The organism is Streptomyces oryzae, assembly GCF_017676365.1.
GTDB lineage: Bacteria > Actinomycetota > Actinomycetes > Streptomycetales > Streptomycetaceae > Streptomyces > Streptomyces oryzae.
The window spans coordinates 1-25,982 of sequence record NZ_JADKMA010000054.1 but is presented as its reverse complement, the minus strand read 5'-3'; the positions used below and the strand labels follow the sequence as shown (position 1 = coordinate 25,982).

The window sequence follows — 25,982 nt, the reverse complement described above, 5'->3', positions numbered from 1 at the left end:
CCTTGCTTGAACAGTCGTTGGCCCAGTGCGCTGATGCGCCGCCCGCTCGGTGCGCCGTCCTTGGCTCGGGCGCGTGCCCTGGGTGCGGGCTCGAGCGGTGAAGGTTCGAGCGGTTGAGGCTCGAGTGGTTGAGGCTCAGTGGTGCAGGATCTTCGAGAGGAAGTCCTTGGCACGGTCGCTGCGCGGGTTGCTGAAGAACTGCTCGGGAGTGGCCTCCTCCACGATCCGGCCGTCCGCCATGAAGACCACCCGGTTCGCGGCCGACCGTGCGAAGCCCATCTCGTGCGTGACGACGACCATGGTCATTCCGTCCCGGGCCAGCTGCTGCATGACCTCCAGAACCTCGTTGATCATCTCGGGGTCGAGGGCCGAGGTCGGCTCGTCGAAGAGCATCACCTTCGGATCCATCGCCAGTGCCCGGGCGATCGCGACGCGCTGCTGCTGGCCGCCGGAGAGCTGCGCGGGGTACTTGTCGGCCTGGTTGCCGACGCCGACCCGGTCGAGCAGTGCGCGGGCCTTCTCCTCGGCCGCCTGCTTGTCCGCCTTGCGGACCTTGATCTGGCCCAGCGTGACGTTCTCCAGCACCGTCTTGTGCGCGAAGAGGTTGAAGGACTGGAAGACCATGCCGACGTCGGCCCGGTGCTTCGCCAGTTCCTTGCCCTCTGCGGGCAGCGGCCTGCCGTCGATCGTGATGCTGCCCGAGTCGACCGTCTCCAGCCGGTTGATGGTGCGGCACAGCGTGGACTTGCCGGACCCCGAGGGGCCGATGACGACCACGACCTCGCCGCGGGCGATCGTCAGGTCGATGTCCTGGAGGACGTGCAGCGCACCGAAGTGCTTGTTGATGTTGTCCAGCACGACCAGCTTGTCGGTCGCGGACTCGGGACCGCCTGCGTCCTTGGTCACCGATACTTCGCTCATCGACGTCTAGCTCCGTCCTCGTCGGTTGCGAGGACCTTAATGAGCGGTTGCCGTGACCGTCATTACATCTGAGCTGAAATTGAGCATAACGATCCGGCTGCGGCACGGCACACTGGGTAAAGAGCGCAGTGGGGGCCTGACAGGCGGCTCTCCGGCTCGCGCAGACCCCGGCGGCCGGGCCGGCGCAGGCTCCGGCATCCGGCCGCACGGACGCTCGCCGTACCGGCGCGTGACGGCTGGGGCACCGGTTGTCGCCCTGGGCGTACGGCTGACGGCGCACGGCTGTATGACGGTCGTCGTACCGGCTGTATAACGGATGCTGGCGCGGTACCGGAGACCCCTTGACTCACCTGCGTCGATCGGCGTGGATGCACTGTCGGATCGTTCGCCGGAGGCGGTGGGACAACAGGAGGATGTCGGGTGAGACTGCTGCTCGTCGAGGACGACGACCGTGTCGCCGCGGCGCTCTCGGCTGTGCTGGCGCGGCACGGCTTCGAGGTCACCCATGTGCGCAGCGGTGCCGAGGCGCTCGACGAACTGCTGGTCGGCGGCCAGGAGGGGCCCGGCTTCGCCGTCGTGCTGCTCGATCTCGGCCTGCCCGACCAGGACGGCTTCGAGGTATGCGGCCGTATCCGCCGCACCAGCTCCACCCCGGTGATCATGGTGACCGCGCGCGCCGACGTCCGGTCCCGGATACACGGCCTCAACCTCGGCGCGGACGACTATGTGGTCAAGCCGTACGACATGGGTGAGCTGCTGGCCCGAATCCACGCCGTCAGCCGCCGTACGGGAGGCGAGGACGCCCCCGTGGCCGGCGAGCGGGCGTCCACGGCGCAGCGCCCGGACGGCGCCGGCACGCTGCGGCTGGGCGCCGTGACCATCGAGCTGGCCACCCGGCAGGTCAGCGTGGACGGCGCTGTGGTGCCGCTGACCCGTAAGGAGTTCGACCTGCTGGCGCTGCTGGCCCAGCGTCCCGGCGTCGTCTTCCGGCGCGAGCAGATCATCAGCGAGGTGTGGCGGACCAGCTGGGAGGGGACCGGGCGCACCCTTGAGGTGCACGTCGCCTCCCTGCGCTCCAAGCTCCAGCGGCCGGCACTCATCGAGACGGTGCGCGGGGTGGGCTACCGCATGGCCGCCCAGGGCGACTGACCGGCCAGGACCGACCGGACCGACAACGTGCGCACCCGCCTCCTCCCGCTCCTGATCATCCTGCTGGCCGGGATCCTGCTAGCGCTGGGCTTCCCGCTGGCGCTGAGCCAGGCGCAGGCCGAACAGCAGCGGGTGGTGGTCGACAGGATCGACGACACCGCGCGCTTCGCGTCGCTCGCCCAGTTCGTCACCTCCACCAGCCAGCCCGACGAGCGCCGGGCCACCCTTCAGCACGAGCTGAACCGCTACCACGGTCTCTACGGCATCCGCGCGGGCGTCTTCTACCGCGACGGCCGCACCATGGCCGCCTCTCCCGCCGACTGGCGCGTCCCCGGAGACGGCCAGGGGACCGGACAGCAGGGCCGCCCGGAGGGTGCAAGGGCCTTCGCCGAGGCACTGGCCGGACGCCGCAGCCACGACCCGCCCCAGGTGTGGCCCTGGCAGAGCGACGGCCGTATCGCTGTCGCCTCGCCCGTCATCCGGGACGGCGATGTGGCCGCCGTGGTGCTGACCGACTCGCCCACCGGGCCGATGCGCTCCCGGATCCTGCGCGGCTGGCTGGCCATCGCCGCCGGCGAGGCCGCCGCGATGCTGCTCGCCCTCGGTGCAGCGCTGCGGCTGACCGGGTGGGTGCTCAAGCCCGTACGGACCCTGGACCGGGCGGCGCACGAGATCGCCACCGGAAAGCTCACCTCCCGCGTCGTCGACTCGGTGGGCCCTCCCGAGCTGCGCAGGCTGGCGCACTCCTTCAACGAGATGGCGGGCAACGTGGAGAGCGCGCTGGAGCAGCAGCGCGCCTTTGTCGCCGACGCCTCCCACCAGCTGCGCAACCCGCTCTCCGCGCTACTGCTGCGCATCGAACTTCTCGCACTGGAGCTGCCGGACGGCAACGAGGAAATGGCCTCCGTACGTGCCGAGGGCAAGCGTCTTGCCCGGGTGCTGGACGACCTGCTCGACCTGGCGCTGGCCGAACACTCCGGCACCGCGCAGGTCCAGCTGACCGATGTCGCCGAGATCGCGGCCGAACGCGTCGCCGCCTGGCGGCCCAGTGCCGAGCAGAAGGGCGTGGAGCTGACGTCGGCCGGGCAGTCGGCCGCGACCGGGTGGGCCGATCCGGTCGCGCTCTCCAGCGCGCTGGACGCCGTTGTCGACAACGCCGTGAAGTTCACCCCGGAAGGCGGCACGGTCACCGTCACAGTGCGTGCGGAGGGCGACGCCGTGACGGTGGAGACGGCCGACGGCGGCCCCGGGCTGACCGACGAGGAGCTGGAGCGGGTGGGCGACCGCTTCTGGCGCAGCGGCCGCCACCAGAACGTCTCCGGCTCGGGGCTCGGCCTGTCCATCACCCGTGCCCTGCTCTCCGGGGGCGGCGCGAAGCTGTCCTTCGCGCACAACGAGCCGCAGGGACTGCGAGTCCTGATCACCGTTCCCCGGAACGCCCCAGACGCAGAGTGAGGATCTGGAAGGGCCGCAGCGTCACCCGCACGCCGCCGTCCTCCACCGTGTGGTGGGCCTGTGGGGTGGACAGCGGTCGCTCCAGCAGGTCCGTCTCCGTCACCGAGGTGACGGGGAAACCGGGCGCCAGTAGTGCACTCGCCCGGCCGCCCAGTGACTCGTAGAGGCGGACGACGACATCGCCACTGCGGTCGTCCGCGAGTTTCACCGTCTCGGCGACGATCTGGTCGCCCTGGTCGCCTTCCAGGGCGACCAGTGGTGTGACGGAGCTGCCGTCGCCCGGCACGGTCCGCTCGGGCAGGTTGATCCAGTGGCCCTCACGCACCGCATCCTGGAGGGTGGCGCCGGGCACCAGTCCATAGCGCAGCCGGTGTCGCCCCTGGTCGGTCTCCGGGTCCGGATAGCGGGGTGCGCGCAGCAGTGAGAGCCGGACAGTGGTGGTCTGGCCGCCGTCCTCGCGGATGTCCCGTGTGACGTCGTGCCCGTACGTCGAGTCGTTGACCAGCGCGGCGCCCCAGCCCGGCTCCTCCACGTGCAGCCAGCGGTGCGCACAGATCTCGAACTTCGCCGCCTCCCAGGAGGTGTTGGTGTGGGTCGGCCGGAAGACGTGCCCGAACTGCGTCTCGGCAGCCGACCTGTCGGCCTTCACATCCAGCGGGAACGCCGCCTTGAGCAGCTTCTCGCTCTCGTGCCAGTCGACTTCCGCCTCCATGAGGAGAACAGCGCTGCCCGCGCACAGGGTCACCGTCTGCACCACAGCCGACCGGCCGAAGGACCGGGCCGCCCGGACAGTGGCACTGTTTCCGTCGGCCTGGGCGATGGTCAGCTCGTCGGCGTGTGTCAGATCGGTGCCGGTGTGCCGGTAGAACGCGTCGATGTCCCAGGCGTCCCAGTGGTTGGGCAGGTCGGGGTGCAGCTGGAGGAGATTGGCCGCCTGTCCCGGTGCGACCGCCTCCCGCCCGGCGCGCTGGTCGTAGGCCGAGACGACCAGGCCCCGGCCGTCCACCTCGACGCGCACCAGCCCGTTGTCCAGCGTCCAGCCGCCGCCCGCCCGCTCGGCCACGGTGACCGCCCCGTCGCGCTGTTCAGCGCCGAACTGCCGGCGCTCGACGGCCGGTCGGGCACCGCCTGCCGCCACCCCCGCGCGGGCGTGCGGTGAGCCGTTGAAGACGAGTTCCCGGTCCCCGCGCCCGGCGAGGGACTGCTGCGCCCCCTCGACGATCTCCGTCAGCTCCTGGGTGACCCTTTCGTACGTCTGCCGGGCCTCCCTGTGCACCCAGGCGATGGAGGAGCCCGGGAGGATGTCATGGAACTGGTGCAGCAGCACCGTCTTCCACAGCTGCTCCAGCCGCTCGTAGGGATACGCGTAACTGCTGCTGCGCACCGCAGCGGTCGCCGCCCACAGCTCGGCCTCGCGCAACAGCGACTCCGCTCGCCTGTTGCCCTGTTTGGTCTTGGCCTGGGAGGTGTACGTCCCCCGGTGCAGCTCCAGATACAGCTCGCCCTGCCACACCGGCGCGTGCGGATACTCCTGCCGCGCCTTCTCGAAGAACGCCGCGGGCTTCTCCACGGACACCCGCGGCGAGCCGTCCAGATCGCGCAGCCGTGCGGCGCGGGCCAGCATCTCGCGGGTCGCGCCGCCCCCGCCGTCGCCGTAGCCGAACGGTACGAGGGAGCGCGAGGCGGCGCCCTTCTCCCGGAAGTTGCGCGCCGCATGCGCCAGTTCCTCGCCGCTGAGCGTCGAGTTGTAGGTGTCGACCGGCGGGAAGTGCGTGAAGACCCGCGTCCCGTCGATGCCCTCCCACCAGAAGGTGTGGTGCGGAAAGGGATTGGTGCTGCTCCAGGAGATCTTCTGGGTGAGGAACCAAGTGGAGCCCGACAGCTTCACCAGCTGCGGCAGGGCCGCCGTGTAGCCGAAGGAGTCAGGCAGCCACACCTCCTCCGTCTCGATTCCGAACTCCTCCAGGAAGAACCTCTTGCCGTAGCTGAGCTGCCGCGCCATGGCCTCGCCGCCCACCATGTTGGTGTCCGACTCCACCCACATGCCGCCCACCGGCACGAACCGGCCCTCGGCGACCTTCTCCTTGACCCTGGCGTACACCTCGGGCCGGTGCTCCTTGATCCAGGCGAACTGCTGGGCCTGCGACATGGCGAAGACGAACTCGGGGTGGTCGTCCATCAGCGCCACCATGTTGGAGGCGGTACGCGCCACCTTCCGCACCGTCTCGCGCAGCGGCCACAGCCACGCCGAGTCGATGTGCGCATGGCCCACCGCGCTGACCCGGTGCGCCGAGGCCCGCGCCGGAGCCGTCAGAGCGGCTGTGAGCGCCTCACGGGCTCGGGAGGCGCTACCGGGCACATCGGCCGGATCCAGGACGTCCAGCGCCCGCTCCAGCGCGCGCAGCAGCTCCCAGCGGCGGGCGTCCTCCAGCGGCAGCTCACGCATCAGCGAGCCCGCCACCTCCAGGTCCAGCGCAAGCTCCCACACCTGCGGCTCGAAGACCGCCAGATCCATCCGCGCCAGCCGGTACAGCGGGGCGCTGTCGGCGGTGAGCACATCGCCCTGGTAGGTCGGTGTCTGCGGTGTGTTGACCACCGGATTGGACGCCGCCTCGATGTACAGCTCGATCTCTTCGCCGCCCACGGCCGAATCCACCAGCCGTACCCAGGAGTTGCGCGGGTGCAGCCCTTTGACCGCCTCGCCGTCCGCGCGGTGGACGAGCCCCTCGCACTGGAAGCCCGGCATGTCCCGCTCGAAGCCCAGGTCCAGCACGGCCTCCACCGTGCGGCCGGCCCACGCGTGCGGCACCTGCCCTGTCACCCGGAACCAGGTGGTGCCCCAGGCAGGCCCCCATGCGTCGCCCACCGCGGCCGGACCGTAGGGCGCCGAGATGCCCTCCGCGACCGGTACGGGCTCTCCTGGCGCCTCCCAGCGCTCGATAGTCAGGGGCAGCGCGCAGGTGTGAACAGCGGGTCGTACGCGCTCGTCCAGCACGCGGCGCAGCCGGTCCTCGACGGTGCGGCGGTCGTCATGCATCGATCGGCTCCTCGTGGGGTCGGGGCCTTGCGTCGGCAGCGACGTTCCGTTCAGGGGGACGTGCGGTTGAGGACATCGTTCCCATCAGGCAACGCCCCCTTCAGAACGGTGTCCTCTCAGGACGATGCCCCTCTCAGGAGGATGTTCCCCTCACGGCTTTGCCGAGCGGTAGTAGCGGCGTGCTCCCTCGTGCAGTGGCACGGGATCGGTGTAGATGGCCGTGCGCAGGTCCACCTTCTGGGCTGCGTGCACCTCACGCCCGATCTGGTCCCTGCTCTTGATGACGGAACGGGTGATGCCCTCCGTCAGTTCGGGATCCGTGCGATCCATGGTCACCAGAATGTTGGCGATGGCCACGGTCTTCACGGACCGGCCGCGCTGCACAGTGGGGTAGGCGTCGGGGGCCATCACAGCCGCGCGGTAGTAGCGCGTGTCCGGGCGCTGTTCGTGCAGCCGGGGCAGCAGATCGCCGAGCTGCACCAGACGGATGTCCGTCCGTTCCGCCAGGCGCTCGATGGCGCCGGTCGGCAGGCCGCCCGACCAGAAGAAGGCGTCCAGCTTCCCCTCAGACAGCAGCTTGGGCATCGTGTCGATGCCTTTGCGCACCGGGTGCACATCGTGCTCCATGTCCAGCCCCGCGGCCTTCAGCAGTCGCTCGGTCACCAGCGCGACCCCCGAGCGTTTCTCCCCCACCCCCACGCGCAGCCCCTTGAGGTCCTTGGCGCTGTCGACCGGCGAGTCCCTGGGGACGACCAGTTGCATGTAGTCGTCGTACAGCCGCGCGCATGCCCGGATGTGGGAGGCGCCCTTGCCGCCGTTCGCCCGGTAGGTGGCCAGGGCGTCGGAGGCGGTGATGGTGAAGTCCGCCTGCCCGGAGGCGAGCCGCGCCAGGTTCTGGACCGAACCCTGACTGTGCTGCAGCGTCATGTCGACCCGTGGCAGGTCCCGGGCCAGCCGTTGCTTGAACAGGGTGCCGTAGCGCTCGTACACACCCGTTGACACCCCGGTGGCGAAGGTGATCTTTCCACTCGGCGAAGGGGAAGGGGACGGCCGCAGCCACCACACCAGCACCCCGCACACCACGAGCACCGCAGCCGTCGCCCACACGATGCGTCGCCGACCGGTGCTGAGTCCGCCCGGGCGGCGCATCGGACGGGACACCGTTCGCGGACGCAGGCTGGCCATGGAAGGCGATACTGCCAGCACCTCGGCCACGAGGGGAGTGGTGCGTGTCACCCGGCGCCGGCACCGGGAGGACTCGCCGAGTGCGAACTCGCCGATTCGCGAACTGCAAATTTCACACTGTCGCTTGCTGAGTGGAACTGCATGGGGCCATAGTGACGGTCAGACCACGCGCGTCACGGCCCTTCCGCGGGGCCGGGACCAGCTCGACGGAAGGCGCCTCCACGTGTACGCCGCCCCCGCTCGCAGGGATCCCGCAGCAGCCCCCACGACAGCGTCTCCGGCGTCCGACGGTGCCCCGCAGCCGGCGGCGCCGGCCAGATACGCGGAAGACCCCAGCTGGCAGCTGCGCTTCCCGGCGCGGGAGCAGTACATCGCGCGGGCGCGCGTCGCCTTCACCTCGTGGCTGAAGGAACGGCAGGAGCCGGAGATATCCGCCGAGGCGGTGGACGACGCCGTACTGCTGCTCTCCGAGCTGACCACGAACGCCGTTGTGCACACCCGCTGCCTGCCCGAAGCCGAGCTCGTCTGCCGCGCCACCCTGTCCGTCCGGGAGACCCCCACCGCCGCACTGCTGCGCATCGAGGTGCACGACCACGCGGAAGGTGACGACAGGCCGGAGTTGAAGAACAGCGAGGCCGCCGACGAGAGCGGCCGCGGCCTGTGCATCGTGGCCGCGCTCGCCGCCGACTGGGGAGTGCGGACCTCTACTGTCACCGACGGCAACGCCGTCTGGGCGACCCTGCGGCTGCCCCGCGAACTCCCCGCCGAACGCCCCGCGTAGTGATGTGCGTCACAGTGCACCGGTGGCGCTGCCGGGCGCCCGCCCGGACGGCCGGACCACCGGCGAGAACGCCTACCCTTGTCGCATGAGCAGTAGCGACCGGAGTCAGGCAGTGGACGTCAAGGGGACGTACGAGGTGCGCACCTTCGGGTGCCAGATGAACGTCCATGACTCCGAGCGGATGGCGGGCCTGTTGGAGGACGCAGGCTATGTCCGCGCGCCCCAGGGGACCGACGCCGCCGACGTCGTCGTCTTCAACACCTGTGCCGTACGCGAGAACGCCGACAACCGGCTCTACGGCAACCTCGGCCAGCTCGCCCCCAAGAAGGCCGCGCGCCCCGGCATGCAGATCGCGGTCGGCGGCTGTCTTGCCCAGAAGGACCGGGACACCATCGTCAAGAAGGCGCCCTGGGTGGACGTCGTCTTCGGCACCCACAACGTCGGCAAGCTGCCCGTACTGCTGGAGCGCGCGCGCCTGCAGAACGAGGCGCAGGTCGAGATCGCCGAGTCCCTGGAGGCGTTCCCCTCGACCCTGCCCACGCGCCGCGAGAGCGCTTACGCGGCATGGGTGTCGGTCTCCGTGGGCTGCAACAACACCTGCACCTTCTGCATCGTTCCGCAGCTGCGCGGCAAGGAGAAGGACCGCCGTCCCGGCGACATCCTCGCCGAGATCGAGGCACTGGTCGACGAGGGCGTCAGCGAGATCACCCTGCTCGGCCAGAACGTCAACGCCTACGGCTCGGACATCGGCGACCGGGAAGCCTTCAGCAAGCTGCTGCGCGCCTGTGGCCGTATCGAGGGGCTGGAGCGCGTCCGCTTCACCTCTCCGCACCCCCGCGACTTCACCGACGACGTGATCGCCGCCATGGCCGAGACGCCCAATGTGATGCCGCAGCTGCACATGCCGCTGCAGTCGGGCTCCTCGCGCGTCCTCAAGGCGATGCGCCGTTCCTACCGTCAGGAGCGCTTCCTCGGGATCATCGAGAAGGTCCGCGCCGCCATCCCCGACGCCGCGCTGACGACCGACATCATCGTCGGCTTCCCCGGGGAGACCGAGGAGGACTTCGCCGAGACGCTGCACGTGGTGCGCGAGGCCCGGTTCGCGCAGGCATTCACCTTCCAGTACAGCAAGCGCCCCGGCACACCAGCGGCCGAGATGCCCGACCAGATCCCCAAGGAGGTGGTCCAGGAGCGCTACGAGCGCCTGGTCGCCCTCCAGGAGGAGATTTCCTGGGAGGAGAACAAGAAGCAGGTCGGCCGCACGCTGGAGCTGATGGTCGCCGAGGGCGAGGGCCGCAAGGACGACGCCACCCAGCGACTGTCGGGACGCGCTCCCGACAACCGACTGGTGCACTTCACCCGCCCCCAGGAGCCGGTGCGCCCCGGTGACGTCGTGACTGTCGACATCACCTACGCCGCGCCGCACCACCTGCTCGCCGAAGGCCCCGCCAAGGCCGTACGCCGCACCCGCGCCGGCGACGCCTGGGAGCGGCGCACACAGGCGCCGCAGGAGCAGCAACAGGGCAAGGGCGTCATGCTCGGACTGCCCACCGTGGGCGCCCCGGACCCGCTGCCGGCTGCCACGGGCGGCTGCGGCCTGGGCTGACGCCCGGCGCGGCCGACGGCGCGTAGGCCGTCGGGCGCGCCCATGTCCTGGGATTCAGCCGATCTCGCACGCTCGGGTGAGTCACGGCGCGGGCAGGGTGGGAAGTGCTGCGTACGGCACTTAAGCTGCGCGCCATGCTTGTCGCCGCAGCCGTATGTCCCTGCCCCCCGCTGCTCGTACCCGAGGTCGCGGGCGGCGCCGCTCCCGAGATGGACGCCGCGCGCGCCGCCTGCTACGACGCCCTCGGTGTCCTGGCGGCGGCCCGACCCGACCAGCTGTATGTGCTCGGCCCTGCCGAACCGTCCGGCCGCGGACCGCACCCGCAGGGCGCGCGCGGATCGTTCGCCGGCTTCGGCGTCCCCCTCGAAGTGAGCCTCGGCAAGGGGGAGCCCGCCCGGCGTGAGCTGCCTCCGTCGCTGGCGGTCGGCGCGTGGCTGCTGGAGCGTACGGACTGGACCTGCTGCCCGGTCGAAGGGCTGGGCATCGGAGAACCGCTCGCGCGGGCCCGCTGCGAGGAGGCCGGCCGCGAGCTGGCGGCGCGTGCGGACCGGGTGGCGCTGCTGGTGATGGGCGACGGCAGCAACTGCCGCACGCTCAAGGCGCCCGGCTACTTCGACGAGCGGGCCGCCGCGTTCGACGCGGAGGCAGCTCGCGCGCTGGGCGACGCCGACAACGCGGCACTGCTCGCGCTGGACGAGGAGCTGGCGTACGAGCTGAAGGCCGCCGGACGCTCTTCCTGGCAGACGCTCGCCGGCGCCGCCCAGGGCGCCGATCTGGCGGGCCGGCTGCTGTACGACGAGGCGCCCTATGGGGTCGGCTATATGGTCGCCAGCTGGTCATAACGGCGCGTGCCTGCTGACGTACGCGCGGTGCGCGCACAGCAGGCGCACAGGAGGAGTACGCACAACAGGCGTGCAGAAACGGCAGCGGGGGTGTGCGGTGCTGATGCACACCGGACACCCCCGCTAAGCGCCGGAAAGCTGGTCAGTGACAAGCCGCCTCAGAGGTACGCGCCGCCTCAGAGGAGCGCGGTTCAGCGCTCCTCCGGGCTCAGGACCCGGACCCGGAGGTACCGCCTCCGCTGCCGGTGGGGCCGGAACCGCCGCCGGCCGGGCCGGAACTGCCGCTCGGGCCGGAGCCGCTGTCGCCCCCGGTGGGGCCGCCGCCGGTCGGGCCGCTGCCCGAGCCGCCTTCGCCGCGGCCTTCGTCGGTGAGTCGCTGGGTCGTCTCCTTGGCCTTACGGGCACCGGAATCGATCTTGTCGCTGTACTTGCCCTTGGTCTTGGAGTCCGCGAACTTCGCGGCTTTGTCCACGCCCTGCTGAACCTTGTCGCCGTGCTGGCCGAGCATGCCTTTGACCTTGTCCATGAAGCCCATCGCGGTCACCTTTCTGCCACGCCGTGCGGGCCTCGCCGCGCGGCCTACTTGCGGGCGTTCTCGCCTGTCTCGCTGTCGGCGGCCTGGTCGGCGGACGGCTGCTTGGGAATGCCGACGCTTGCCTCGCCTGCGCTGGTGTCGGTGCCGGTGTCGCCGGTGCTGGTGCCGGAACCGGCCTCGCCGGCGTCAGCCGCCTCCTCCACCTCGGCGACCTCCGCCGTACCAGCCGTGTCGCTCGGATCTGCCGGGGCTTCGGCCTCGGCAGGCGACGGGCTCTCCCTGGAGGAGTCACCGTCCCGGTTCTGCGCTCCCCCCTGGCCCGGTGCCCCGGCATCCGCCTCCGGCTGTGCGGAGCCTGTACCTGTACCCGGCTCGGCGGAGCGCTCCTCCGCGCCGGTTTCCTCCGCGGGAGTGGCCTCCTGGCTGCCCTGTGTTGACGTGCTGGACGAACGACGGAGAAGCTTCGCAAAAACGCCCATATCTACTCCAGATCTTACTCGTGTGGGCGAAATCCCGCGCCTTGCGGAGCGTCCCATTGCGCCGCCCCGGGGCACCGGTGTGAAACCGGCTGTCGGAACCTCGCAACGGGCAACGACCCCAGGAGCGCTCCGTCACGTCGCTCGTTCGAGGAGCCTGGAGCGGGTTTGCGAGACTTGACCCGTGAATTCCGACGCCGCCTCCCCGCCCATCCCGCCGGACTCCCCGCTCTCTCCGCACTCCCCGCCGGTCGTGGCCGTCGTGGGTCCTACGGCGGCCGGCAAATCCGATCTGGGTGTCTTTCTCGCCCGCGAGCTGGGCGGCGAGGTCATAAACGCGGACTCGATGCAGCTCTACCGCGGCATGGACATCGGCACCGCGAAGCTGACCGTCGAGGAGCGGCAGGGCGTGCCACACCACCTCCTGGACATCTGGGATGTCACCGTCACCGCGAGCGTCGCGGAGTACCAGCGGCTGGCCCGCGCCGAGATCGACAGGCTGCGCGCCCAGGGGCGCGTACCCGTGCTGGTCGGGGGCTCGGGGCTGTATGTGCGCGGGGCACTGGACGCGATGGAGTTTCCCGGCACCGACCCTGAGGTGCGCGCCCGGCTGGAGGCGGAGCTGGCCGAACACGGCCCCGGCGCGCTGCACACACGGCTGGCCACGGCCGACCCGGAGGCCGCCCGCGCCATCCTGCCCAGCAACGGGCGCCGCATCGTGCGAGCCCTGGAGGTCATCGAGATCACCGGGCGGCCCTTCACCGCGAACCTGCCGGGACACGAGGCCGTCTACGACACCGTGCAGATCGGCGTGGACGTGGCCCGGCCCGAGCTGGACGAGCGGATCGCCCGCCGGGTCGACCGGATGTGGGGGGCCGGGTTGGTGGACGAGGTGCGCGAGCTGGAGCGGCACGGACTGCGGGAAGGGCGCACGGCCTCGCGCGCCCTCGGATACCAGCAGGTCCTCTCGGCACTGGCGGGCGAGTGCACCCTCGAGGAGGCGCGCGTGGAGACGATCCGCGCGACCAAGCGCTTCGCGCGCCGTCAGGACTCCTGGTTCCGCCGCGATCCACGAGTGAACTGGCTCAGCGGAGCGGTGGCGGACAGGGGGGAACTGCCGGGGGCCGCGCTGGCGTTGCTCACAAGGGCGGTTACAGCCTGATCACGTGATGGCATCGGGAAGCCCTGAGCGACCGTCCCGTCACCCCCGGCGTGCCATCATCGACCATCGTCGGGTGCTGTGAAGCCGGAGTTGGGAGGGCGCGTGGCAATGGAGGCCAGCCCTCGGGACAACTCCTCACCAGCGGATGTCGAGCCGCTGCCGGACCGCGAGCAGCCGGTGGGCCACGAGCCCTTGTCGGACCCTGAGCAGTCCCTCGATCACGGACCGCTGCCGGGGCGTGAGCCGTCGTCGGACCGCGAGCCGCCGGAGGAGCCCTCCGCGGAGGAGCCGGAGCCGGGGCCCCCGGTCGAGCCGCACGAGCTGCGCCCGCAGCGCAAGCTGCGCCTGTGGCAGCTCGCGCCCATCGTGGTGCTCGGCGCCCTCGGCTCGCTGATGTTCGCCTTCCCGCTCGCCTTCGAGCCCGGTGGCAGCTCCGGAGCTGTGGTGTCGATGCTCGGGCTCCTGCTGTGCGGCTGTGCGGCGGGCTGGGGCGTGATGGCGGCCCGCCGGGTGGGGCACACCTGGCCGGGGCTCCCCGCACGCGGATCCGGCAAGCGCCCCGACTGGCGGGTGGTCCTGATCTATGCCGTCGTGGTGTGCACGCTCGTGGTCCTGGCCGTCTGGCGGGTCGCCCGGCTGCGCTGAGCAGCGGGCCGGCCCACATCCGTACTCGGCGTGCTGCTGCGCCGCCGGGGCTCGCCCGCGTCCGGAGTGCGCCCCGAGCTCCCGTACGATCGACAGCGTGACCAGCACAGCAGGCGTGCCGTTCCTCAAGGGCCACGGCACAGAGAACGACTTCGTGATCATCCCGGACCCGGACGGGCTGCTCGACCTGTCGCCGGGCACAGTGGCGCGCCTGTGCGACCGGAGGGCGGGAATCGGTGGCGACGGTGTGCTCCGGGTCGTCCGCTCGGCGGCGCACCCCGAGGCGAAGCACATGGCCGCCGAGGCCGAGTGGTTCATGGACTACCGCAACAGCGACGGTTCCGTCGCGGAGATGTGCGGCAACGGGGCCCGGGTCTTCGCGCGCTATCTGGAGCGTGCGGGGCTGGCCGGGCCGGGCGATCTCGCCATCGCGACCCGGGCGGGCGTGCGCCAGGCCCACATCGCCAAGGACGGCGGTGACATCACCATCGCCATGGGCGCGGCCCGGGTGACCGAGCCGGACGGGACGGGGGGCGAGATCACCGTCAGCGTCGCGGAGCACACCTGGCCGGTCCGCAAGGTCGACATGGGCAACCCGCACGCTGTCGCGTTCGTCTCCGACCTGGCGGACGCGGGCCGACTGCTGGACGCGCCCGAGGTGCGGCCCGCCACCGCGTACCCGGAGGGCGTCAACGTCGAGTTCGTCGTCTCGCGGGGACCCCGGCACGTGGCGCTGCGAGTGCATGAGCGGGGCGCGGGGGAGACCCGGTCCTGCGGCACCGGCGCCTGCGCCGTGATGGTCGCGGCAGCGCGCAGGGACGGAACTGATCCGCGCAGGGACGGTACCGCGGTGACCTACACCGTGGATGTGCCGGGCGGCCGACTTGAGATCACCGAGCGGGCCGACGGCGAGATCGAGATGACAGGCCCCGCCGAGATCGTCGCGGAAGGCAGCATCGAGCCGACGCTGCTCTCCTGAGCCCTCCTGGGTTGCAACAAGTAAGCGATTTGGGTGCAACAGTGAGCGATTCAGCGGTTCCGCTCTGCGCTGTTCCTGGGCCCGGGCGCCGCCCCGGCGTCGCACGATGGGGTGATCCACCTCACGCTCGACAGGAGCTGGTCGGCGGCACGTGATGGGGTCGGTACCATCACACCCCCGGCCCGGGGTGCGCAGGAGCGGGAGGTGCCCATGAGCGCGGTGCGCGGTCTGCGGAAACTGAGCAGAGTGGCACTGCTGGGCGCCACGCCACGAGACTCTCTGCCGGACGCCATCGAGCACGTCGCGAAGGTGCACAGGGCGCACCATCCGGGGGCCGATCTGCGACCGCTGCGCAAGGCATACATGCTGGCCGAATCCTCGCACCGGGGGCAGATGCGCAAGAGCGGCGAGCCCTACATCACCCACCCCCTGGCGGTCACCCTGCTGCTGGCCCAGCTGGGCGCGGAGACCACGACGTTGACCGCCTCACTGCTGCACGACACCGTCGAGGACACGGCGGTGACGCTGGAGCAGGTACGACGCGAGTTCGGGGACCAGGTCTGCTATCTCGTCGACGGCGTCACCAAGCTGGAGAAGGTCGACTACGGTTCGGCAGCGGAGCCGGAGACGTTCCGCAAGATGCTCGTCGCCACCGGCAACGACGTACGGGTCATGTCGATCAAGCTTGCCGACCGGCTGCACAACATGCGCACCCTTGGGGTGATGCGGCGTGAGAAACAGGTCCGGATCGCCAAAGTGACGCGGGATGTGCTGATCCCGCTGGCCGAACGGCTCGGCATCCAGGCGCTCAAGAGTGAACTGGAGGACCTGGTCTTCGCGATCCTCCATCCGGAAGAGCACAGCAGAACGCGTGAGTTGATCCGGGAGCACAACTCGCGCCCGGACCCGCTGACCGGGGTTGCCGCCCAGGTGCGCCGTACGCTGCGCGAGGCCGGGATCACGGCGCAGGTGCTCATCCGCCCCCGGCACACCCTCTCCGTCCACCGGCTGCGGCTCAAACGCGGCCAGCTGGGCGACTGCGACTTCGCCCGGCTGCTGGTCCTCGTGGACGAGGACGCGGACTGCTACGCGGTGCTGGGAGAGTTGCACACCTGTTTCGCCCCCCTCGTCTCCGAGTTCAAGGACTTCATCGCAGCGCCCAAGTTCAACCTCTACCAGTCGCTGCACACCGCGATCGCCGACGAGGAGGGCAGGGTCGCGGAGGTCCTGGTCCGCACCCGCCGGATGCATCAGGTGGCCGAGACCGGCGTCATCGCGCTCGGCGACCCGCACGCGGCAGCGGAGACGGCCCCTGACACGGCGGAGGGAGGCGCCTTGGGGGGGACCGCTGACGGGGCCGGGGAACGGACCGATCCGACCCGCCCAGGGTGGCTCTCCCGGCTGCTGGAATGGCAGAGCCACGCGCCCGACCCGAACACCTTCTGGCAGGAGCTGCGCGACGAACTGGCGCAGGACCTGGAAATCACCGTCTACTGCGCCGTTCCCGGAGCTGAGCGTTCAGCCGGTGGCGCACTGCCGCTGCCTGCCGGTGCGACATGTGTGGACGCCGCCTACGCGCGGCTGGGGGAGGCGGCTCACCGGTGCATCGGCGCCCGCGTCAACGGTCGGCTGGCGGCGCTCACCACAGTGCTGCGGGACGGGGATGCGCTTCAGCTCTTCCTGGAGTCCAGCCACGGCAGCCCTTCGGGGCCCTCCCCGGAGTGGCTGCACCACGTTCGCACGCCCGCCGCGCGGCTGGCCATCCGGGAGTGGCTCGCCGCGCACGAGCGTCAGGAGCAGCCACGGAACGGCCGGTGCCAGGAGCAGCCACGGAACGGACGGCGTCAGGAGCGGCCGGTGCACGGGCGGCGGCAGGAGCAGCCCGGGTACGGACGGCGTGAGGAGCGGCAGGCGGAGCCGGCGGAGCACGAGGGCCGCAAGGGACACGAGGGGCACCGGGGGTACGAGGAGTACGCGGAGAACATCCCCGTGGTGCCCGGCCACCCCGGCACCCCCGTTCGGCTGGCCCGCTGCTGCACCCCCGTGCCGACGGATGCGGTCACCGGGTTCCCGGTGCGGGGCGGCGCCGTCACCGTGCACCGCGACAGCTGCCGGTCGGTGGCCCGGATGGCGTCTGCCGGGCGGCTCACCCTGCCGGTGCGCTGGGAGCAGGGGGAGGCCGGATGCCGGGTCACGCTGCGGGCCGAGGCGTTCGGACGGCCCCATCTGCTGGCCGACCTCACCGAGACCATCGCGGCCCAGGGGGCCGCTGTCGTATCGGCCGATGTCGAACCGCCGCGCGAGCAGCGGGTGCGGCACACCTACACCCTCCAACTCCCCGACGCTGCTGGGCTGCCCGCGCTGATGCGCGCCATGCGCCGTGTACCGGGCGTCTACGACGTCACCCGCTCCGTCCGTCAGACCGCGCCGAACTGACGGACCGTCCACTTGGAACCGAGCGGCTGTCAGCTCGGTGGGGTACTGGTGCCGAGCGGGCGGAGGCGCCGCACGTCCCCTTTCGGGTGGACGAGCCAGGACGGGGTCACCGCCGGCCGTAGCCGCTGGTAGCGATGACCCATGGCCCTCACAGCCCTCGCAGCCCGCACCGCCTTCCTCCGCTCGGGCACCGCCCTCTCCCGCACGTACACCGGCTCTCCCCGCTCACGCGCCGGACGGCGCGGAGCGATCGCCGGTACGGTCTCCGTCACGGCCCTCGCCCTGGTCGGCGCCGCGCTCCCCGCGCCCCGGGCCGCCGGTATCGGCGACCACCTCTTCCCGCACCTGGGCAACCCCGGGTACGACGTGCGTGCGTACGACCTCTCGTTCGACTACAGCGGTGACAACAGCAAGCCGCTGACCGCCAGGACCGTCATCGACGCGCGGGTCACCGCCGGACCCATGGAGCGGTTCAATCTGGACTTCGCGGGCGGCGACGTCCGCTCCGTCGAGGTCAACGGACAGCCTGCCGAGCACGCGCGAGTGGGCGAGGATCTGGTGGTCACCCCGCGGAACCGGCTGCGGGACGGCGCCTGGCTGCACGTCGAAGTCCGGCACACCAGCGATCCCACCATCAAGAACGGCGGCTGGGTACGAACCAAGGACGGTCTGGCGATGGCCAACCAGGCCGATGCGGCGCACCGCGTGTTCCCCGCCAACGACCACCCGGCGGACAAGGCCATGTTCACCTTCAGGGTGCGGGCGCCGCGCGGGCTGACCGCCGTGGCGGGCGGGCTTCCGGCCGGGCGGTCCCGCGCGGGGAAGGACACCGTCTGGACCTACCGGATGGGCCACCCCATGGCCACCGAGCTGGCCCAGGTGTCGATCGGCCGCTCCACTGTCGTGCGCTCGACGGGCCCCCATGGGCTGCCGCTGCGCCACGTCGTGCCGGTCGGGAAGCGCGAGGCACTGGAGCCCGCACTGAACGAGACGTCCCGCCAGATCGCCTGGATGGAGCGGCGTGCGGGGGAGTACCCGTTCGAGAACTACGGGCTGCTGGCCGCCGAAGTGGCCACTGGCTTCGAGCTGGAGACGCAGACACTCTCGCTCTTCGAGAGCGAACTGCTCACCTCCCGTAAGTACCCGGACTGGTACAGGGAGTCACTGATGGTGCACGAATTGGCGCACCAGTGGTACGGCGACAGCGTCTCCCCGCGCCGGTGGACCGACCTCTGGCTGAACGAGGGCCACGCGAGCTGGTACGAGTGGGCCTACGCCGCCGAGCGAGGCGGCTTCTCCGTGGAGGAGCGGGCGCGCGCCTCGTACGAGCAGTCCGACGCCTGGCGGAAGCGCTACGGGCCTCCTGCCGCGCTGCTCCCCGCCCGGAAGAGCGGGAAGATCCAGTTGTTCAGCCCTATCGTCTACAACGGCTCCGCTGTCGTGCTCTACGCGCTGCGTGAGCGGATCGGCAAGGAGGCATTCGCCCGGCTGGAGCGCGCCTGGCCGCGCCGCTACCGCGACTCCAGCGCCACCACCGCCGACTTCATCGCCCTGGCGAGTGAGATCTCCGGTAAGGACCAGAGCGCCTTCCTGAAGAAGTGGCTCTACGGCAAGACCACCCCTCCCATGCCGGGACACCCGGACTGGACCCAGAAGAAGCAGGCCACGAGCCGGCCGGGCAAGGCGGGACCGAGCGCGGCCCGGTCGGTCGAAAGCGGTCACCGTCCGTAGTCCGTCCCTGAGTCCCGGTGCGGTGGCGGCTGCCGGAAACGTCCCCCAAGGGGCGCCCTGGCGACCCGGGAGTGACGGCAAATACGGGTGACGGCGTCGCTGCGCCGTGCGACCATCCTTGTGGCCGCGCGGCCCGGCGGCACCGGAGCCGTGGTCCGCAGGGACCTGGCCCGGAGCCGGGGGAATCTTCCCCGCAGTCCGGGCGTTGTGCGGTACGTAAGCTTCCCTCGACCTTAAGGATCCACTTGACCCACTCCTCTTCCCTTCCACAGAACGGCCAGCGCCTCGCCAAGACGAACCGCCGAGCCGGCGCCCTGATGGAAGAGGACGTCGCTCTTAGTCACACGTTCGACGAGAACCGTGACGGTGATCAGCTCGACCGCTCCGACCGGGCGGCGCTGCGGCGAGTGGCCGGTCTCTCCACCGAGCTGGAGGACGTCACAGAGGTTGAGTACCGGCAGCTGCGCCTGGAGCGCGTCGTGCTGGTCGGCGTCTGGACCTCCGGTACGGCGGACGACGCCGAGAACTCCCTCGCGGAGCTGGCGGCCCTCGCCGAGACGGCAGGGGCTGTGGTACTCGACGGTGTCATCCAGCGCCGCGACAAGCCCGACGCTGCCACCTACATCGGCTCCGGCAAGGCCGCCGAGCTGCGGGACATCGTCCTGGAGACGGGTGCGGACACTGTCGTGTGCGACGGTGAGCTGACACCTGGCCAGCTCATTCATCTCGAGGACGTCGTCAAGGTCAAGGTCGTCGACCGCACGGCCCTGATCCTCGACATCTTCGCGCAGCACGCCAAGTCCCGTGAGGGCAAGGCTCAGGTGTCGCTGGCACAGATGAACTACATGCTCCCCAGGCTGCGCGGCTGGGGCCAGTCGCTCTCCCGGCAGATGGGTGGCGGTGGCTCCGGTTCGGCGGGCGGCGGGATGGCGACCCGTGGTCCCGGTGAGACCAAGATCGAGACGGACCGGCGGCGGATCCGCGAGAAGATGGCGAAGATGCGCCGGGAAATCGCGGAGATGAAGACCGGCCGCGAGGTGCAGCGGCAGGACCGCAGGCGCAACAAGGTGCCCTCGGTCGCGATCGCCGGATACACCAACGCGGGCAAGTCCTCGCTGCTCAACCGGCTCACAGGGGCGGGCGTCCTGGTGGAGAACGCGCTGTTCGCCACCCTGGACCCGACCGTGCGCAAGGCCGAGACCCCCAGCGGCAGGGCTTACACGCTGGCCGACACCGTCGGCTTCGTGCGGCACCTTCCGCACCACCTGGTGGAGGCGTTCCGTTCCACCATGGAGGAGGTCGGTGACGCCGACCTGATCCTCCACGTGGTGGACGGCGCGCATCCCGCACCGGAGGAGCAGCTCGCCGCCGTGCGCGAGGTCATCCGCGATGTGGGCGCCGCCGATGTGCCCGAGATCGTGGTGGTCAACAAGGCGGACGCGGCCGACCCGCTGGTCCTGCAGCGGCTGCTGCGGAGCGAGAAGCACGCACTGGTCGTCTCCGCCCGCACCGGGCAGGGCGTCGAACAGCTGCGGGAGCTGATCGACAACGAGCTGCCGCGCCCCTCCGTCGAGCTGGAGGTACTGCTTCCCTACACCGAGGGCAAGCTGGTCTCCAGGGTGCACAGCCAGGGCGAGGTCCTTTCCGAGGAACACCTCGAACAGGGCACCTTGCTCAAGGCCCGGGTGCACGAGGAACTCGCCGCCGAACTGCGGGCTTTCCAGCCGCTGGCCGCCCAGCCGTAGGCCACGGACGGCCGCCGGAACCCCTCCAGGGCAGCCGCGGCCAGTGCAACAGCAGGCAAGTCAACTGCAAACAAGGCAACCGCACAAAGGGTCCGTCCCTCCCGGAGACCGGGAGGGACGGACCCTTTGTCAGCGTCGCTGCGGTGTGCCCGTCAGCCCTTCTGGCTGGCGGCGTCGAAGACCGCCTTGGCCGTCGGGCCCAGTCGCGGTCCGGCGAGCCAGGTGGCCGGGTGCGGGCCGATCGAGTTGACGGAGATCAGCTCGGGCTTGCCGCCCGCGCCCTTGATCAGCCAGGCGCCGCCCGAGGAACCACCGGTCATGGTGCAGCCGATGCGGTACAGCGCGGGCTGCGACGGGTCGATCGTCAGTGCGCCCGGGCGGTCGGTGCAGGAGTACATCCTGGCGCCGTCGAAGGGCGGTGCCGCAGGGTAGCCGTAGTTGCTGACGCCCCGGATCCGGGACGACGAGGGCGCGTGGAAGTTGACCTTGATGGCGTTGCCGACGGTCTCCTCCAGCGACTTGCCGGACTTGTTCACCGGCTCGACGCGCAGCACGGCGAAGTCCTGCTGGGAGCCGCCGCCCCCGGACTTGGCGCCCTTCTGGATCCAGTAGTTGCTGGTCTGGGCCCACTTCACCCACCACTCGCCGTACGGAGCGACCTCCTGCGGCGGGGCGCTGTTGACCGCCGGCATGGAGCGGCCCTTGTCGTTGAAGGCCGGGATGAAGGTGATGTTGCGCAGCCAGCCGCCGCTCCTGCCGGAGTGGACGCAGTGTCCTGCGGTGGCGACCAGGTTGGACTTGCCCGGGTGGCGCGGGTCCTTGATGACCGTGCCGGAGCAGACCATCGGGCCCTCGGGGGTGTCCATGAAGACCTTGCCCGCGGGAGCCGCGTTCCGGGTGTACGGCGTCTTCACGGCGTCCGCCTTGACCGGGCGCGGCTCCGCGGTGTTGGCGGCACCTGAGGTGCTCTCGACGTTCTTGGGGACCTTCTTCTCGTTGTCCTCGGCCTTCTTCATCCGCCCCAGGTCCCAGTGGCCCTTGATGTAGGGGTTGACGAAGTCCTTGGCCTCACGCACCCACTGGTCCTTGTCCCAGTTCTTCCAGGCGCCGTTCTTCCACTTGTCGAGGTCCTTCATCGACGTGGGAAGGTCCTTCGGCAGCTTGTCGGGGATACCGATCTGGTCCTTGCCGCCACCGGAGTCCTGCGCACCCTCGGAAGCGGCAGGCTTGGCGTCCGTCTTCTTCTTGCCGTCGTCGTCGCCGGTGCAGGCTGTGGCGGTCAGAGCGAGGGTGGCGGCGAGCGCCGCCGTGACCAGGACCGGACGCCCGCGTCCGGTGCTGCGTATACGTGACATGGTTCGAGGTCCCCCTGATGAGTCGTACGAGAAGCGCGCGTCCGCACGGTACTTGGCCCGCATCCGCGCTCAGCTCTCCTTGCTGACCGCGTCGAAGACGGCCTTGGCCTCCTTGCCGAGGCGGGCGCCGGCCAGCCAGTCGGCGGTGATCGGGCCGATCGAGGTCACCGAGAGCAGCCGGGTGCCGGAGGCGTCGAGCCAGGGGCCGCCGGACGAACCGCCCGTCATGGTGCAGCCGATGCGGTACATGGTGGGCTGCGCCGGGTCGATCGTGAGGCGGCCCGGCTTGTCGGAGCAGCGGTACATCCTGGCGCCGTCGAAGGGCGGTGCCGCCGGGTAGCCCACGGCGCTGAGGCTCTTGATCGACTTGACCCGGGGAGTGTTGAAGGCGGGCTGGACAGCGCCGCCTGCCTTCTCCTCCAGCGACGGGCCGGAGCTCTTGTTCTCGGGCTGTACCTGGAGAACCGCGAAGTCCTGCTGGGCGCCCTTGCCGCCGCGCTCGGCTCCGTTGTCGATCCAGTGCTTGGTCGTACGGGCGCGCTTGGCCCACCAGATGCCGTCGGGGGCGACGTCGCTCTTGGCTGCCTTCGCGAGCTGCTGGTTGGACATGCCCTTGGGGTTGTAGTCGGGCACGAAGACCACGTTGCGGTACCAGCCCTTGCCCGCGCCGCCGTGCACACAGTGCCCTGCGGTGGCGACCAGGTTGGACTTGCCCGGGTGGCGCGGGTCCTTGAGGACGGAGCCGGAGCAGACCATGGCACCCTTCGGGGTGTCCATGAAGACCTTGCCGACGGGCAGGTCGTCCTTGGTGTACGGCGTCTTGACCGCCGCGGCCTTGACCGCCTTCGGTGTCGGATCGGTGACGCCCTCGTCCTCACCGGTGCCGTTGCTGCCGCCGCTGGGCTTGTCGTCGATGTCGGAGTCGTCGACCTTGCGGTCGTTGCCGTCCGCGTCCTTCATCCGGTCCGGGTCCCACAGGTCGCGGATGATCGGGTTGAAGAAGTGCTTGGCCTCCTTCACCCACTTGTCCCGGTCCCAGTTCTTCCAGGCGCCCTTCTTCCAGGCGTCCAGGTCGTCCAGGGACGTCGGCAGATCCTTCGGGAGGTCGTCAGGGAGCCCCAGGTCCTTCTTCAGGTCCCGGCTCTTCTTCTCCTGGGAGGCAGCGGGGCTGGGCTTGTCGTCCGCCTTGTCGTCCTCCGGGCCGCAGGCCGTAGCGGTGACCGCCAGCACGGCGGCGACCGCTGCCGCGGCCAGCGCCGGACGGCGCCGCGCGGACCTGGCTATCGATGGCATCGCTGAACTCCCCCTGAATGGATCTCGTGCCTTTTGACTTGTCATGCACCTCGCCGGGGCGGGGCGGCCCCCCACTATGCCCGGTGGTGTTCGGGACGGGCACACCAGGGTCCGCGGTTCCCCCAGCGCACACGCGGTCGCAGCGCGCCCCCGGATTGCTCCGTATTCCGCCGCAACCGGAGAGGGATCTTCAACGAGCCCGTGATCCGGGGTCGTTCACCTCGTTGAGGCCTATGGGGGACAGTGGCTCGCTGCCCAGCGCGCCCAGTCGACACCAGCCAAGGAGACCTCAGTGACCGCGCGCTCCGGAGCCGACGAGCCGAAGGACCCGGCCCGTCGGAGGCCCGCTGACCTGATCGAACCGACGGTGCCGCAACAGGAGCGGCGCATCGCCACGCAGCACCGCGAACCCCCGGAGCAGCGCCAGGCACAGCCGGCCTGGAAACCTTCGGAGTCCCATGAACCGGCAGAGGTCCTGGAACACCCTGAGCACACCGGTTCGCCCGATATCTGCACACCTGCCGGGCACCATGCCGCACCGGTTGCCGAGTACCGTGCCGCACCGGCGGACGGTGAACCCGCCGAGCGGCACGAGTCGCCCGAGGTCTGCAGGCCCCCTGATCACCGCACATCGCGGGGGCACAGCGAACCACAGCGGTTCCGCGAAATCCTGCTGGGCTGCGACCCACTGGAGCACCCGGACCCGCACGTCGCTGCCGACGCCGCAGCGCTGGAGAACCTGTTGCGCTGCTGGGTGCGCGAGACGGCGCCCGCGCGCCCCCAGAACGGGGTGCTCCGTATCCCGCTGCCCGCCAGCGGCACCGCACTGCTGGTACCGGTACGGCACTGGTCGGCCGTCGGCTGGCACCGATTCGATCCGCCGCATCTGGAGGGAGCGCCCGGGTTCGCCGCACCACTGCAAGCCGTCGCGGTCGCCGCACTGATCGGCCGTGAGGCCGAACACGCCGCCAGAAGTGCCGAGGAGGCCGCCGGATTCGGCGCGGCTGGCAGCGAAGCCGCCGCCCACGCCGGCGCGGACGAGGGCAGCACCGCGGAGAACACCGCACTGGTGGGACGCGTCGCCGACTCCGTACAGCGCACTGCCCGCTTTCTGGCCGACCGCCGTGACCACCCGCGGCCTCCTTCGGGCACGAGCCCGTTCCTCGACGGGGAGCAGGCGCTGGTTTTCGGTCATCCACTGCACCCCACCCCCAAGAGCCGCGAGGGGTTCTCGGACGCAGAAGAGAGCGTCTACTCGCCCGAGCTGCGTGGCAGCTTTCCGTTGCACTGGATGGCCGTCCACCGTTCAGCATTGGCGGGGGACTCGGCGTGGACGGACCGGGGCAAGCCCGTCCCGGTCACCCAACTCGCGCTGCGCCTGAGCGGGCAGGCACTGGCCGGACGCCTTCCCGAGGAGTGCGTACCACTGCCCCTGCACCCCTGGCAGGCCAGGGAGGTACGGCACAGTCCCGCTGTCCGCGCACTGCTGGACACGGGGCTGTTGCACGATCTGGGGCAGTGCGGGGAGCGCTGGAGCCCGACGTCCTCGGTGCGCACTGTCTTCCGGCCCGGCAGCGCGGCAATGCTCAAACTGTCTGTGGGGCTGCGCATCACCAACTCCCGCCGTGAGAACCTCCGCAAGGAACTGCTGCGCGGTGTGGAGGTGCACCGGCTGCTCCGCGGAGACCTGGGCCGCGCCTGGCGGGCCGCCCATCCGGGCTTCGACATCGTGCGGGATCCGGCCTGGCTCGGCGTCGACGTACCCGGCGAGGGGCGGCTGCCCGGCTTCGACACCGTGATCAGGCACAACCCTTTCGGCGAAGAGGAGGACGCCGTCTGCCTCGCCGGTCTGACGGCACCCCTTCCACTCGCGGCCGGCACGGAGCCGCCCTTCGCCGCCGCACCCGGCAATTCGGCACCCGGCAATTCCGCGCCCGGCCACTGCGCGCCGGATCCAGGCCCGCCCGGTCTGTCCGATGCCTCCGGCCCGCCTGGCCGATCCGACACGCCCGTTCTGCTGCGCTCCCGGCTCGCACGCGTCATCCATGCGCTGGCCCAGCGCTCCAGGCGGCAGTTGGGGGCCGTGGCCGCCGAGTGGTTCCTGCGGTATCTGGACGCGGTCGTACGCCCCATCCTCTGGCTGGACGCGCACGGGGGCATCGCACTGGAGGCACACCAGCAGAACACCCTCGTACTGCTGGACGCACATGGCTGGCCACAGGGAGGGCGTTACCGGGACAACCAGGGTTACTACTTCCGTGCCTCGTACCGGGACGCGCTCAGCAGTCGGCTCCCCCGAGCGCAGCTGGGCCTGGCGAGCGACACCTTCGTCGCCGACGAGGTCACCGACGAGCGTTTCGCCTACTACTTGGGCATCAACAACGTCCTGGGCCTCATCGGCGCCTTCGGCTCCCAGCAGCTCGCCGACGAGCGGGTGCTGCTCGCGGCTTTCCGGCGCTTCCTGCAGAGCGCCGCCCGCGATAAGCCCTCCTCACCGCTGCCCGCCCTGCTGCTCGACTCCCCGACGCTGCGCTGCAAGGCAAACCTCCTCACCCGCCTGCACGGCATGGACGAACTCGTCGGCCCGGTCGACACCCAGTCCGTCTACGTCACCCTCGACAATCCGCTCGCCCCCTGAACCCCTGGCCC

Annotated in this window: 19 protein-coding genes; 12 read left to right on the top strand and 7 right to left on the bottom strand. The window is 70.7% G+C overall.

What is annotated here, in order from left to right; genetic code table 11:
- Positions 1 to 135: 135 nt before the first annotated feature.
- Entirely contained in the window at positions 136 to 921 is a 786-nt protein-coding gene (locus tag ITI46_RS12970; protein WP_209239660.1) for an amino acid ABC transporter ATP-binding protein, read from the bottom strand.
- Between the two features lie 420 nt (positions 922 to 1,341).
- On the opposite strand from ITI46_RS12970, the gene ITI46_RS12965 reads away from it, so the two are divergent.
- Positions 1,342 to 2,070, top strand: coding sequence for a response regulator transcription factor (locus ITI46_RS12965; protein WP_209239659.1), 729 nt, complete (start codon positions 1,342 to 1,344; stop codon positions 2,068 to 2,070).
- Between the two features lie 27 nt (positions 2,071 to 2,097).
- Positions 2,098 to 3,525 carry a sensor histidine kinase gene (locus tag ITI46_RS12960; RefSeq protein ID WP_209239658.1) on the top strand — a complete coding sequence of 476 codons (1,428 nt, stop codon included), beginning with the start codon at positions 2,098 to 2,100 and terminating at the stop codon, positions 3,523 to 3,525.
- Here the strand turns inward: ITI46_RS12960 and ITI46_RS12955 are convergent.
- Both ITI46_RS12955 and ITI46_RS12950 read right to left on the bottom strand, forming a co-directional pair.
- Entirely contained in the window at positions 3,491 to 6,562 is a 3,072-nt protein-coding gene (locus ITI46_RS12955) for an alpha-mannosidase (protein ID WP_209239657.1), read from the bottom strand. The genes ITI46_RS12960 and ITI46_RS12955 overlap by 35 nt on opposite strands.
- Positions 6,563 to 6,712: 150 nt before the next feature.
- Positions 6,713 to 7,711, bottom strand: a complete 999-nt coding sequence (locus ITI46_RS12950; RefSeq protein WP_209239671.1) for a TAXI family TRAP transporter solute-binding subunit — start codon at positions 7,709 to 7,711, stop codon at positions 6,713 to 6,715.
- 259 nt (positions 7,712 to 7,970) lie between these two features.
- Between ITI46_RS12950 and ITI46_RS12945 the strand changes: the two genes are divergently transcribed.
- From ITI46_RS12945 to ITI46_RS12935, 3 genes are all read left to right on the top strand, one after another.
- Positions 7,971 to 8,528 carry an ATP-binding protein gene (locus tag ITI46_RS12945; RefSeq protein WP_307808154.1) on the top strand — a complete coding sequence of 186 codons (558 nt, stop codon included), beginning with the start codon at positions 7,971 to 7,973 and terminating at the stop codon, positions 8,526 to 8,528.
- A gap of 85 nt (positions 8,529 to 8,613) precedes the next feature.
- Complete coding sequence (gene miaB / locus ITI46_RS12940) at positions 8,614 to 10,134, top strand: tRNA (N6-isopentenyl adenosine(37)-C2)-methylthiotransferase MiaB (protein WP_209239655.1); 1,521 nt, start codon at positions 8,614 to 8,616, stop codon at positions 10,132 to 10,134.
- A gap of 134 nt (positions 10,135 to 10,268) precedes the next feature.
- Positions 10,269 to 10,976, top strand: coding sequence for a class III extradiol dioxygenase subunit B-like domain-containing protein (locus tag ITI46_RS12935; protein ID WP_209239654.1), 708 nt, complete (start codon positions 10,269 to 10,271; stop codon positions 10,974 to 10,976).
- Between the two features lie 208 nt (positions 10,977 to 11,184).
- Here ITI46_RS12935 and ITI46_RS12930 read toward each other — a convergent pair whose 3' ends face one another.
- Positions 11,185 to 11,511 (bottom strand): antitoxin, encoded by a 327-nt coding sequence (locus tag ITI46_RS12930; RefSeq protein ID WP_209239653.1) that lies wholly within the window; start codon positions 11,509 to 11,511, stop codon positions 11,185 to 11,187.
- Between the two features lie 44 nt (positions 11,512 to 11,555).
- On the bottom strand, positions 11,556 to 11,990 hold the full coding sequence (locus ITI46_RS12925) for a hypothetical protein (protein WP_209239652.1): 435 nt from the start codon (positions 11,988 to 11,990) through the stop codon (positions 11,556 to 11,558).
- Positions 11,991 to 12,198: 208 nt separating this feature from the next.
- Between ITI46_RS12925 and miaA the strand changes: the two genes are divergently transcribed.
- The 6 genes from miaA (at position 12,199) to hflX (ending at position 20,685) form a co-directional block, all read left to right on the top strand.
- Complete coding sequence (gene miaA, locus ITI46_RS12920; protein ID WP_209239670.1) at positions 12,199 to 13,149, top strand: tRNA (adenosine(37)-N6)-dimethylallyltransferase MiaA; 951 nt, start codon at positions 12,199 to 12,201, stop codon at positions 13,147 to 13,149.
- Positions 13,150 to 13,257: 108 nt separating this feature from the next.
- A complete protein-coding gene (locus tag ITI46_RS12915) occupies positions 13,258 to 13,794 on the top strand; it encodes a hypothetical protein (protein WP_209239651.1) in 537 nt (178 codons plus the stop codon).
- A 97-nt stretch (positions 13,795 to 13,891) separates the two neighbouring features.
- Complete coding sequence (gene dapF, locus ITI46_RS12910; RefSeq protein WP_307808153.1) at positions 13,892 to 14,773, top strand: diaminopimelate epimerase; 882 nt, start codon at positions 13,892 to 13,894, stop codon at positions 14,771 to 14,773.
- Between the two features lie 210 nt (positions 14,774 to 14,983).
- Positions 14,984 to 17,209, top strand: a complete 2,226-nt coding sequence (locus ITI46_RS12905; protein WP_209239649.1) for a RelA/SpoT family protein — start codon at positions 14,984 to 14,986, stop codon at positions 17,207 to 17,209.
- 141 nt (positions 17,210 to 17,350) lie between these two features.
- The gene (locus ITI46_RS12900; protein ID WP_209239648.1) at positions 17,351 to 18,940 is read left to right on the top strand and encodes a M1 family metallopeptidase; all 1,590 of its coding nucleotides are present in this window, start codon (positions 17,351 to 17,353) and stop codon (positions 18,938 to 18,940) included.
- Positions 18,941 to 19,185: 245 nt separating this feature from the next.
- Positions 19,186 to 20,685, top strand: coding sequence for a GTPase HflX (gene hflX / locus ITI46_RS12895; RefSeq protein WP_209239647.1), 1,500 nt, complete (start codon positions 19,186 to 19,188; stop codon positions 20,683 to 20,685).
- Positions 20,686 to 20,837: 152 nt separating this feature from the next.
- Here the strand turns inward: hflX and ITI46_RS12890 are convergent, their stop codons facing one another.
- Positions 20,838 to 22,040 (bottom strand): trypsin-like serine peptidase, encoded by a 1,203-nt coding sequence (locus ITI46_RS12890; protein ID WP_209239646.1) that lies wholly within the window; start codon positions 22,038 to 22,040, stop codon positions 20,838 to 20,840.
- Positions 22,041 to 22,109: 69 nt separating this feature from the next.
- Positions 22,110 to 23,333, bottom strand: a complete 1,224-nt coding sequence (locus ITI46_RS12885; RefSeq protein ID WP_209239645.1) for a trypsin-like serine peptidase — start codon at positions 23,331 to 23,333, stop codon at positions 22,110 to 22,112.
- Positions 23,334 to 23,625: 292 nt separating this feature from the next.
- On the opposite strand from ITI46_RS12885, the gene ITI46_RS12880 reads away from it, so the two are divergent.
- On the top strand, positions 23,626 to 25,971 hold the full coding sequence (locus tag ITI46_RS12880) for an IucA/IucC family protein (protein WP_372451922.1): 2,346 nt from the start codon (positions 23,626 to 23,628) through the stop codon (positions 25,969 to 25,971).
- Positions 25,972 to 25,982 lie beyond the last annotated feature (11 nt).

What these genes read in the sequence shown, in the direction of transcription:
- ITI46_RS12970 (WP_209239660.1), bottom strand. Translation starts at nt 921, where the DNA reads ATGAGCGAAGTATCGGTGACCAAGGACGCAGGCGGTCCCGAGTCCGCG.
- ITI46_RS12955 (WP_209239657.1), bottom strand. Translation starts at nt 6,562, where the DNA reads ATGCATGACGACCGCCGCACCGTCGAGGACCGGCTGCGCCGCGTGCTG.
- ITI46_RS12950 (WP_209239671.1), bottom strand. Translation starts at nt 7,711, where the DNA reads ATGCGCCGCCCGGGCGGACTCAGCACCGGTCGGCGACGCATCGTGTGG.
- miaB (WP_209239655.1), top strand. Translation starts at nt 8,614, where the DNA reads ATGAGCAGTAGCGACCGGAGTCAGGCAGTGGACGTCAAGGGGACGTAC.
- ITI46_RS12935 (WP_209239654.1), top strand. Translation starts at nt 10,269, where the DNA reads ATGCTTGTCGCCGCAGCCGTATGTCCCTGCCCCCCGCTGCTCGTACCC.
- ITI46_RS12930 (WP_209239653.1), bottom strand. Translation starts at nt 11,511, where the DNA reads ATGGGCTTCATGGACAAGGTCAAAGGCATGCTCGGCCAGCACGGCGAC.
- ITI46_RS12925 (WP_209239652.1), bottom strand. Translation starts at nt 11,990, where the DNA reads ATGGGCGTTTTTGCGAAGCTTCTCCGTCGTTCGTCCAGCACGTCAACA.
- ITI46_RS12915 (WP_209239651.1), top strand. Translation starts at nt 13,258, where the DNA reads ATGGAGGCCAGCCCTCGGGACAACTCCTCACCAGCGGATGTCGAGCCG.
- ITI46_RS12905 (WP_209239649.1), top strand. Translation starts at nt 14,984, where the DNA reads ATGAGCGCGGTGCGCGGTCTGCGGAAACTGAGCAGAGTGGCACTGCTG.
- ITI46_RS12900 (WP_209239648.1), top strand. Translation starts at nt 17,351, where the DNA reads ATGGCCCTCACAGCCCTCGCAGCCCGCACCGCCTTCCTCCGCTCGGGC.
- ITI46_RS12890 (WP_209239646.1), bottom strand. Translation starts at nt 22,040, where the DNA reads ATGTCACGTATACGCAGCACCGGACGCGGGCGTCCGGTCCTGGTCACG.
- ITI46_RS12885 (WP_209239645.1), bottom strand. Translation starts at nt 23,333, where the DNA reads ATGCCATCGATAGCCAGGTCCGCGCGGCGCCGTCCGGCGCTGGCCGCG.